The organism is Pseudomonadota bacterium (assembly GCA_039028935.1).
Classification (GTDB): domain Bacteria; phylum Pseudomonadota; class Gammaproteobacteria; order Steroidobacterales; family SZUA-146; genus SZUA-146.
Map to the genome: position 1 here is coordinate 108,669 of JBCCHD010000011.1, position 10,937 is coordinate 119,605.

Below are 10,937 nucleotides of genomic sequence, written 5' to 3' on the forward strand. Positions count from 1 at the left end.
AAAGTGTAGCACTGTGACCGCAATAGCGCGTGGAAAAGTTGCGGTGAACCAGCGATTGCGCGTCGCTGGATCGAAGCGGGTTTGCTATAGTTCGGACTCGCTCAAACCTCCGATCCAAACATGCAAAACCGCCTTCGCGAACAAACCAGTCCGTACCTACTTCAGCACGCGGATAATCCCGTGCATTGGCAACCCTGGGATCCCCAGGCGCTGGATCTAGCTGTACAGCTGGATAAACCCATTCTGCTCTCAATCGGCTATTCGGCGTGCCATTGGTGTCACGTCATGGCACACGAGTCATTCGACGATCCCGACATCGCGGCGGTGATGAATGAGCACTTTATCAATATTAAAGTCGATCGTGAGGAGCGCCCCGATCTTGATCAGATCTATCAGTTGGCGCATCAGATGCTTACGCAACGCAACGGCGGCTGGCCACTCACCATGTTCCTGACGCCCTCTCACATGCCGTTTTTTGGGGGCACCTACTTTCCGCCTAAACCCGCACACGGACTACCGGGTTTTGCCCAGCTGCTCGAGCGCGTGGCCGCGTTCTATCATGAACAGCGCGAGCAACTTGACGAACAGAATGCCTCGCTTATGCAGGTCTTTCGCGATTCGAGTCCACAGCCTGAGGGGGAATTTGAGCTCACTGCCGCGCCCCTACACGGTGCATCGCGAGCGCTGCTGGGCGTGTTTGATGCGCAAAAAGGCGGTTTCGGTCAGGCCCCAAAATTTCCGCAAACGCCGTGCCTCGAGCGCCTCTTGCGGACTTGGCGTCGCAGCGCCTTTGAGCCGAAACCCGACTTGCAGAGCCTTTTTGCCGCCACCCAAACGCTCACTCAAATGGCACGCGGAGGCCTTTACGATCAGCTTGGCGGCGGATTCTTCCGCTACGCGGTGGACGACGCCTGGCGCATTCCCCATTTTGAGAAGATGCTCAACGACAGTGCGTTGCTGCTCGCCTTGTACAGCGAGGCTTGGCGCGCCACCGGGGAAGGGCTGTTCGGCCGAGTCGCACACGAAACCGCCGATTGGATGCTGCGAGAAATGCGGTCGGCACGAGGTGGTTTCTTTACCGCGCTAGACGCCGATTCCGATGGTCGAGAGGGCGCGTTTTACACGTGGGACGCCGAAGACGTCCGAATTGCGTTGGCGGACAACGAACTCGATTACACGGTGTTTGCCAAGCGTTTCGGTCTCGACCACGATGCCAATTTTGAGGGTACATGGCATTTGTATCTCAATCGGAGTATCGATCAACTCAGCAACGAGTTAGACCAGACACCAGCTGACCTACGCAACCAATTGACCGCCGCCCGGGCGTTACTGTTCGATCAACGCCATCAACGTCAGGCGCCTTTTTGCGACACGAAGAGTCTCACCGCGTCGAATGCGCTTGCGATTCGTGGCCTTGCCCTGGCGTCGCGCCATTTGGAGCGCGATGATCTTGGCCAAGCGGCCGCCGATGCACTCGACTTTTTGCGCGCGACGCACTGGCAGGATGGGCGATTGTTCGCAAGTTCAAGCGACGGCTCACCGTCGCTGGGTGGCTACCTCAATGACTACGCGTTTTTGCTCGATGCCGTCCTCGAACTCTTGCAGCTAAACTGGCGTTCCTCGTGGCTACATTTCGCGGTTGAACTAGCCGACGCCATGCTTGAACAATTCTACGATACGCTGGATGGTGGTTTTTTCTTTACGGCGGATGATCACGAGACGCTCATTCACCGAATGAAACCGTTCGCGGATGAAGCCATTCCAAACGGCAATGGCGTGGCGGCCAAAGCGCTCAACCGACTCGGTCATATGCTGGCCGACACGCGTTACCTCGAAGCAGCCGAGCGCACTATTCGACTGGCCTGGTCGACGATCAACAGTGTGCCGCACGGGCATTGCACGCTTCTCGACGCGCTGGATGAGCACCTCACGCCAGTAACCTGTGTAATTGTTCGCGCACCGAAGTCCGAACTTGCTCAATGGTTGCCGGTCGTGCAATCCACCTACGCACCGGGTCGATTGTGTTTTGGTATTCCGGATGACGCTGACAACTTGCCCGAGGCCATCGGCGTGCGCGTTGCTCGCGACGGGGGCGTCGCCTACATTTGTGAAGGCACACACTGCAGTGCGCCCATTACATCACCAGCGACGCTTGCTCAAGCCGTGAAAAAACTCGGGTGAGTGCCCGTGGTGATGGCGAGTTCGCGCGCACAGTGGATTAGCCCAACGGTCAGTGGCGATCAGGGCGCCCCGCCCGCTGTAGTATCACCGCCTTCTTTTTGCCGCACGACGCGATCCTCGGGCATCATCGCATCCGCACTCAACGGTCGTCGCTGCCACGTTTCGCCATCAAAAAAGACCTCAAACGTTGGCCAATATTTGTGGTCGAGCTTGAGAGTGATCACCTCGACCACATTGTTCCAAGTGACGGTCTTGAGCCGCACAGAATCGCGGTCCTGTTTGTCCTCAATCGCATCGATGAAGCTGTCAAGGTTTTCAATACGCATGCCATCAACCGCGGTGATACGTCGACCACCCCATAAACCGTAGCGCGTGGACGGCGATCCATACGAAAAGTACGCCACGTAGACGCCGTCGGGTTCGATACCGCGCTGCGCGGCAAGCGCTCGATGCGGCTCTTGCAGTAACGCACCCGCCCAGAGCAACGCCCTCTGAATGCCGATCGTATCTGGCGTCGCGGTTTGCACATCGAAGCGCATCACGTCATCCCCTCGCCAGATACTGACCGAGACGCTCGGCCGTTGCGTGGCTTTCTCCACTTCGCGAAACTGATTGACGATCTTGCCATTGACCGAAAGTATCAGATCGCCCGGGCGCAGTAAGCGCGAAGCATCCGATCCGGCTACCGTACGCTGCACCTTGAGCACCTGACGTTTTTGAGGATTGTGCCCCTCCAGCTTGGATACCCAGTCATCGGGCAAATCGAGTCGACGTGCAGCCGACAGAGGAATCTTGACAAACTCGGCCTCAAGCGAATAAATCGGTTCGCCAGTGACCACGTGATCAACCAGATCCACCACCACTTCGGCCGGCACGCCCATATTGGTCTGACTGATCGATTGTCCGCCCTGATACGCAAAACTGGACCAAAGCGACACAACACGCCCCCGTTTGTCGGCCAATACGCCATCGACATTGTTGGCGGCATTGACGACTGATACGGTTTCAAGATTGGTGTCGCGAAACCGAAAGGTGCGAGACAACGGAAACGACACCGGGTCGAGCGATGCGACTTCCGTCGCAACACTGCGCACACTGTCGTCAATCTTCAAGCCAACCACCCACAGCTTGTCGCCGGGTTTAACCGGCCGCACATCAAACGTCGCAGCCTTGACAGGCGTGTCCCCAAGTAAATCCGGGTCGTATGAGATAACCGACAGGTTATGCAGCGGATGAATATAGCGAACGCGTGCTGGAATCTCGATGGAGCCGGCCACCGTGATTTTGACATCCCCCAGCGCGACCGGCACGGTGTTGCGGTCAACCACCACCAGCCCTCGTTCGGCGTCGACAATAACGCCGGTGCCATGATAATGCAGATCGCCGACTCCCGAAGCGGTGTACGGCATATCGAAGTTCACCCGCACAAGGCTCGGCGCAAGCCGTTCTGCTCGGGCATCGTCACTCTCAGGAAAGGTCGCGGAGGCGGCAGAAACCGGTTGACTGTTGGCTGGCCCCGGGTCGAGCGCTTGGCAAGGCCAAAAGCCCAATGAATCATTGCGCACACAGTGCGCGGCGGGAAACCACTTACGATCCATGCGCACTACGCCCACAACACTATTGGCCGGATCGGCGTAGGTGTAGTAACGCACCTGTGCGCGGTCGCCATCGGCCAGCTGCGCCAGCACATCGCCCAACGCATCCACATCGGGCGTTGGCTCGCCATCAACTTCGGTGATCACCGCCGCACGTGGGATGGCCGCAGTGGAAAAGATGTAGCCGGGGTCCGCCACATAAACACCCTCGGGCGGCATATTGAAGTGTCGCGCCTGCTGATACGACAACCGATGGAGAATCGCGTCACCCACTTGAATAAACTCACTGGGGGATATGGCGTGCAGATCTTGCACTCTAATCGTGTGCGTGAGTGTCTCACCGCCACGTTCCATCGTGAGCGTCACGTCGTTGCCCACTTCCGCGTCAAGCACTTTTTCGAGCGGAATAAACGATGCGAGTGGTTCGCCGTTAAGCTCAAGCAGAATATCGCCCGACTGTAAGACGTCCGCCGCCAGTGCGCCGGGCACAACCTGATCCACTACGAGCATGCCATTGTAATGATGGTCAAGCTGCCGGGCCAAACGCTCACTGTTATCCGACAGACCGAGCCGGCGAAGCTCATCAAACGGTTTGTGTACAAAAACCGTCTGCAGCGTTCCGCGGGTAATCGGCTCATCGGCCTGTAGCAACGCGAGCGCCCGTTCGATGCGGTCGAGGGGCAAAAAGAAACTGCTCGCGGCCGCGGAGTTCGCGCCCGCATTTAGCGCCACAACGTCCCCATTAATATCGATAACCGGTGATCCAGAGGAGCCACCTGACGTGCCGGACGCGGCTTGTAAATAAAACGTATTGAAGTCGTTGTATTTTCCGGCGCCGTAATCGGGTGCCTCGCGGTCGAGCTTGGCAATGGTGCCCGCCAGTATCGACAATTGCTCACCAGCGTCGTTACCCACTACCCGAATTTCGCGGCCGATCCGTGCGTTCTCTTTTTTGAGCGTGAACTCATAGGGTTCAATATACCGAAGCTGCTCAGGGTCGTATCGATAAAACCCAAAGTCGTGCACCGGATCTCGATACACCGGTAGCAATTCGACTTCTTCGTGATTCAGAAACACCGCTTGCGCCACCACTGGACTGGCCGTTACCACATGGCGGTTGGTCAAGATCAGGCCGCGTTTGGCGTCCACCACAAAGCCGGTCGCTTGGGTGGATTGACTCCATTCGGTGTCGAACGCGCGAGTGACGTCCACCCGGATCGACACCACACCCGACGAAATCTTCTCAAGCGTTTGGCTCCACTGCGTAACATCGGTGTCGCCCCGAGTAACCGGTGCGGCGAGAACACCGACGGCAAGCAGCACGGTCAGCCAGTGGCGTCCAGGCGCAAAACGCTGTCGCCGTCGGCCGACGTGAATACACTGCGGCGAGCTAATCAAATATCAATCTCCTCACCAAAGCTATCGAGATAGCGCTCGGCAAACTCTGACTGTGTGAAATAATGGTTTTGCGTGCCATGTTTCTCGATCTTTATTGCACCGAGTAACGATGCGATTCGACCGGTGCGCTCCCAATCAAGTTCCCGCATGATGCCGTATAACAGTCCAGCCCGGTAGGCATCCCCACAACCCGTGGGATCAGAGATCGCAGCAACCTTGGCAGTCGGAATTTCGATACGGCGGCCGCCCGTGTAAATGTGCGATCCTTTCGATCCACGCGTGACAATCAGCGCATCCACTTTGTCGGCAAGCTCGCCAGGTGACCATCCGGTGCGCTCCTGCACTAGCTGCATTTCGTAATCATTGACCGTGACCCAAGTCGCTTGTTCGATAAACCGCTTGAGGTCATCGCTATCAAAAAGCGGCAAGGCCTGGCCGGGGTCAAAGATAAAGGGAATGCCGGCTTCCTTGAACTCGCGGGCATGTTGAATCATGCCATCGCGTCCATCGGGTGCCACAATGCCAACCGAAATGGACCCATCGTTCGGTACATGCACAGTCGCGGATTGATTCATTGCGCCAGGGTGAAAGGCAGTGATCTGATTGTCGTCTAGATCGGTTGTGATATAGGCCTGCGCGGTAAATTCGTCACCGAGCTCCAACACATGGCGTTCACTCAGTGAAAATTTCTTCATCCAGTCCCGATAGGGACCAAAATCGTGGCCCACTACACCCATTGCGTGTCCTTCGACGCCAAGTAGATGCATGTTATACACAATGTTGCCGGCACATCCCCCGAACTCACGTCTCATATTCGGCACAAGGAACGAAACATTTAACATATGAATTTTGTCGGCGAGAATGTGGTCGGTGAACTTGCCCTCAAACACCATAATAGTGTCGTACGCCATTGAGCCGCAGACCAATGCTGCCATGTGAATACTCCCGATTAATGACCGTGCACGGCTGCACAGCCTGATTTACTGAACGTCAGTTCGGCGTGAAACCTAAGTCGAACGACGACCGTTAGGTTTCCGATGCGCTGACCGTGATGCCTAGCGCCCGTAGCGCAGCCTGATAGTTAGGTTCGGCGGAAATTTCGTCGACAAGCTCTGTATGCACAACCGTGTTGTGTTCATCGAGCACCACAATCGCTCGCGCTGTGAGCCCCTCGAGCGGGCCGTCCTCCATTAGCACACCATAGTCCTTGGCAAAATTTTGGTTGCGCATCGTCGATAGAGGAATGACGTTTTGAATGTCTTCGGTACCGCAAAAACGCTCGTGTGCGAAGGGCAAATCACCGGAGATCATGAGCATCACGATGTCGTCGTTCTCGCGTGCATAGTCGTTAAAGGTCCGTGTTGATAGCGCACACACGCCCGTATCGATGCTAGGAAAAATACTGAGCAGTTTGCGTTTACCCGACCATTCTGTAAGCCCGACATCACGCAGCTCTGTATTCGTCAGTCTGAGTTCGGGTGCCCGACTACCGATTTCGGGCATCTTGCCTACCACGTTGACGGGATTACCTTTCAGTGTGACCTGGCTCATCGTGTCTCTCTTGTTCGAGGAATAGGGCGGCGGCGCGGCTAGTCGCTTTCTTCTAAAAATTCCGCGTAGCCATCAGCGTCCATAAAGTCGTCTACTTCCGCCATGTCATTGGGTTTGATCACCACTAGCCAGCCGCTTTCATACGGCGAACTGTTCACCAGCTCCGGCGCGCCCTCGAGTTCTTCATTGATTTCAATCACCGTGCCACCAACCGGGCAGTACACTTCGGAGGCGGCCTTCACCGACTCCACCACCATGAACTCATCATTGGCCGCAAAGTCCGCATCCACTTCAGGCATCTCCACAAACACGATCTCGCCGAGTTCCGCCTGAGCATGATCGGTGATACCAACCACCAGATTGCCGTCATCGTTGGTGCGAACCCATTCGTGTTCTTTAGTGTATTTCAACTCGCTCGGAATATCGCTCATGGTGCCTCCGCCTGGATTGGTTTTATTTAGGGAAGATCGACGCGGATTGTACCACTTCGAACGAACGGCAGGGACCGAAGCCCCGCCGGGTGGTGTCGGCCGCGAATGTCGATGGTGCAATCACTCTCATCGGTTGCCGACAAGCGTACGAAGCCGACCGCCCGATTGAGGGTCGGTGAAAATGTACCGCTGGTAATCACGCCCGTCGCACCCCCCTCGGTGGCGACTTGATACCCACCTCGAATCACCCCTTTGTCCGCCAACACGACCCCGCACCAACGCGGTAAGCCGCCGTTCTCACGCTGACGCTCGAGCGCTTGACGCCCATTGAATTGGCGCTCGGGCCGGCCAAAGTCCACGGTCCACGCGAGCCCCGCTTCTAATGGTGAGATCGACTGGTCCATGTCCGTGCCATAGAGATTCAAGCCTGCCTCAATTCGCAGCGTGTCACGGCTGCCCAATCCACAGGGCTGAGCGCCCTGCGAGGTGAAGGCAGTCCACGTCATCGGCGCATGTTCGGCGGGCATCATAATTTCATACCCGTCCTCGCCCGTGTAGCCGGTGCGGCCCACATAAACGCTGTGATGTTCGCAGGCCGAGAAACGCGTTAGTGGCGCCACTTTGTCGAACAGTCCATGGAGATCGTAGGCCTTTGCCACACGCTCGAAGACCGCCTTAGCCTGAGGCCCTTGCACCGCAATGAGCGCCAGATCGGCTTGCTCATTCAAGGCCACATCAAAGTCACCCACGCAATCGTTCATCCACGCCAGATCCTGCTCACGTGTCGAGGCATTAACCACCAGCCGATAGCCCTTTTCCGCTCGGAAGTACACGATCAGGTCGTCCACCACCCCGCCGGCATGATTGAGCATGCAGGTGTACAGGGCCTGCCCCTCGTCAACAAGCTTATCGATGTCGTTGGCCAATAGCACTCGCAAATAGTCGGCAGCGTGGGCGCCAGTAACGTCGATCACCGTCATGTGCGACGCATCGAACACCCCGCACGCGGTGCGTACCGCTTCGTGCTCGGCGAGCTGAGAGCCATAGTGCAGCGGCATTTCCCAACCACCAAAGTCGACGAGTTTGGCCCCGGCCTGTTCGTGCGCCTCGAATAAAGGTGTGCGTTTGAGCATGGTGTTGTGTCGTCCTCACACTGTGAAAGTCCGCATCCCGGTCGCACCCGAATGCTGCATCGCGTGTTCGCGCCACGCAATGATAGCCCAACCCGCTATCGGTCCCAACCGAAAACGCGCCACAGAGGGCAGATTCGCAGTGGCCGCGCGCGCGGCCCTTCGTCGGATCGGAGACGCCTGGCGCGGCCCCCACATGCGGACCGTCGCAGCTGGCTTGCACACATTGGGACGAACGGTGACAATTTCGGTCTACTTCGTCATTCCCGAGGTTGCACCATGACGCCTGATACCACGCTCGTGATCAAACGCCTGGCACCGATCCTGGCTGTCTTTCTAATGGCAGGTTGTGCCACCACCGTCGACAACGATCTGTCCGTCGCCAACGATCAGGACCTGGAGGGCGCAAAACTTCATGCCCTTTTCGACGATGCCTGGGAACACGTTATGCGCGATAATCCGACATGGGCGTCGGGTCTTGGTGATATGCGCTTCAACGATCGCTGGCCGGATGTTTCGGCCGCCGCTCGTGCGCAGCAACACACTGACGTGATGGCCATTCTCGACAAGCTCGACACGATCGATGTCGCCTCGCTCTCAAGTGATGATCAGCTTAACTACACTCTGTTCAAGCAGACGTATGAAGAAGCCGCCGACGACTATCAATATCGCCGCTTTCTCATTCCACTGAATCAGCGCGGCGGTATTCAGTCCGCCAATGGCATCGCCAATCGAATTCCGTTTCGAACGGTGCAGCATTACGAAGACTGGATTGCCCGGCTCAACGCCTTTGGTACCTATATGGACCAAACGCTCGATCTGATGCGGCAAGGTATTGAAGAAGGTATGGTGCACCCGCGCATCATCATGGAACGTCTACCTGCACAAATTCAATCGCAAATAAAAACTGCGGAAGAGAGTCCGTTTTATTCTCCTTTCAATCAGCGACCCGACAGCATCGACGAGGAAACGTTTGCGGCACTGACATCGCGTGGTAAAGACGCCATCGCTACCGTCGTCGTGCCGGCCTACGAGCGCATGGCGGATTTTGTCGACAACCAGTATTTACCCGCCACGCGCGAAACGGTCGGCGTCTGGGATTCGCCTAAGGGTCGCGCGTTTTACACACAGGAAGTAAAAAACTACACGACCACCAATCTAACGCCGGACGAAGTGCATGAAATCGGTTTAAGTGAAGTCACGCGGATACGCGGTGAGATGATGAAGATCATCGAGAGCCTGGAGTTTGACGGCAGCTTCGCTGATTTTTTGACCTTTTTGCGCACCGATCCTCAGTTCTACCACGAAACACCCGAAGCGCTGATGCAAGACTACTTAGCGACAAGCAAGCGCATCGATCCCGAACTGGTCAAGTTGTTCAGCGATTTGCCACGCATGCCCTACGGGCTGAAGAAAATCCCCGATGCGATTGCGCCGGACACCACCACCGCCTACTACTCCAGTCCCGCTGCGGACGGCAGCCGAGCGGGCTATTACTTTGTCAATCTGTATCGACCTGAAGTTCGACCCAAGTACGAAATTGAGGTGCTGACGGTACACGAAGCAATGCCCGGCCATCATCTGCAGATCGCGCTTGCCCAAGAACTTGGCGATTTACCTATGTTCCGTCGATTTGGAGGGTATACAGCGTTTGTCGAAGGCTGGGGCCTGTATAGCGAAAGCTTGGGCGAAGAGCTGGGACTATACAAAGATCCCTACTCGAAGTTTGGGCAGTTGACCTACGAAATGTGGCGTGCCGTGCGCTTGGTGGTGGACACTGGCATGCATCACAAAGGCTGGACGCGCGACCAAGCGATTGCGTTTTTTAAAGACAATGCGGCGAAAGCGGAATACGACATTGTGAACGAGATCGATCGCTATATCGCCTGGCCGGGACAGGCGCTGGCTTACAAAATTGGTGAGCTCAAGATCAAAGAGCTTCGCGCGCGAGGCGAGACCACGCTGGGAGACCGCTTCGATATTAAAGCCTTTCACAAGGTCGTGTTAGGGAGCGGCGCCATTCCGTTGTCTGAGCTTGAGAAAAACGTGGACGCCTGGATCGAGGAGGCGTCGCGCTAGCGCACAGTCGACCGGGACCGATCCGGTATGCGTCATAAACGGGCCGAAACCGGCCCGTTTTTTTACAGCGGCAGTGCGGTGGTGCGTTTTCGTTCTTTCAGCACAAAACTGGTGTTCGCCGTACGCACACCCGTCACTTGAAGCAGGTTGCCAATGAGCAGCTCTTCATAATCGCGCATGTTCCGCACGACTATTTTGAGCAGATAATCGGCCATACCACTCGTCGCGTAGCACTCCTGAATATTGGGCAATTCGGTAACCAGCTGATCAAACTTCGCCACGGTATCGGCGTGGTGATCTTCCAGACTCACCATCAAAAAAGCGGTCACGTGTAGACCGAGCGGATCCGCGTCGAGCACGGTCACATAGCGATCAATAACCCCCTGTTCCTCAAGTCTTTTTACCCTTCTCCAACACGGCGACGGTGACAACCCGACCTGCTCAGCCAACTTTTGATTGGTAAGCCGAGCATCGGCTTGCAGCGCCTCGAGAATCTTGATGTCCAGTGCATCGAGCGCAAGCTCCATTAGAATATCCTTCTACTAATATTAAAATTATTGCTACTTTATTGC

Annotated in this window: 8 protein-coding genes; 2 read left to right on the forward strand and 6 right to left on the reverse strand. The window is 56.4% G+C overall.

Annotated elements, in window-relative coordinates; all coding sequences use genetic code 11:
- The first annotated feature begins 120 nt into the window (after positions 1–120).
- On the forward strand, positions 121–2,181 hold the full coding sequence (locus AAF465_07690; protein ID MEM7082601.1) for a thioredoxin domain-containing protein: 2,061 nt from the start codon (positions 121–123) through the stop codon (positions 2,179–2,181).
- A 59-nt stretch (positions 2,182–2,240) separates the two neighbouring features.
- Here the strand turns inward: AAF465_07690 and AAF465_07695 are convergent, their stop codons facing one another.
- The 5 genes from AAF465_07695 to gcvT all read right to left on the reverse strand — a co-directional run bounded on the left by AAF465_07695 (position 2,241) and on the right by gcvT (position 8,289).
- Complete coding sequence (locus AAF465_07695; protein ID MEM7082602.1) at positions 2,241–5,174, reverse strand: trypsin-like peptidase domain-containing protein; 2,934 nt, start codon at positions 5,172–5,174, stop codon at positions 2,241–2,243.
- Positions 5,171–6,109 carry a carbohydrate kinase family protein gene (locus AAF465_07700; GenBank protein MEM7082603.1) on the reverse strand — a complete coding sequence of 313 codons (939 nt, stop codon included), beginning with the start codon at positions 6,107–6,109 and terminating at the stop codon, positions 5,171–5,173. The genes AAF465_07695 and AAF465_07700 overlap by 4 nt, the downstream gene beginning before the upstream one ends.
- Before the next feature lie 91 nt (positions 6,110–6,200).
- Positions 6,201–6,725, reverse strand: a complete 525-nt coding sequence (gene tpx / locus AAF465_07705) for a thiol peroxidase (GenBank protein ID MEM7082604.1) — start codon at positions 6,723–6,725, stop codon at positions 6,201–6,203.
- 38 nt (positions 6,726–6,763) lie between these two features.
- Positions 6,764–7,156 (reverse strand): glycine cleavage system protein GcvH, encoded by a 393-nt coding sequence (gene gcvH, locus AAF465_07710; protein ID MEM7082605.1) that lies wholly within the window; start codon positions 7,154–7,156, stop codon positions 6,764–6,766.
- 26 nt (positions 7,157–7,182) lie between these two features.
- Positions 7,183–8,289: a glycine cleavage system aminomethyltransferase GcvT gene (gene gcvT, locus AAF465_07715; GenBank protein ID MEM7082606.1), complete on the reverse strand. Its 1,107-nt coding sequence runs from the start codon at positions 8,287–8,289 to the stop codon at positions 7,183–7,185.
- Positions 8,290–8,565: 276 nt separating this feature from the next.
- Between gcvT and AAF465_07720 the strand changes: the two genes are divergently transcribed.
- On the forward strand, positions 8,566–10,365 hold the full coding sequence (locus tag AAF465_07720; protein MEM7082607.1) for a DUF885 domain-containing protein: 1,800 nt from the start codon (positions 8,566–8,568) through the stop codon (positions 10,363–10,365).
- Between the two features lie 62 nt (positions 10,366–10,427).
- Here AAF465_07720 and AAF465_07725 read toward each other — a convergent pair whose 3' ends face one another.
- Entirely contained in the window at positions 10,428–10,892 is a 465-nt protein-coding gene (locus AAF465_07725; GenBank protein ID MEM7082608.1) for an Lrp/AsnC family transcriptional regulator, read from the reverse strand.
- Between the last annotated feature and the right edge of the window lie 45 nt (positions 10,893–10,937).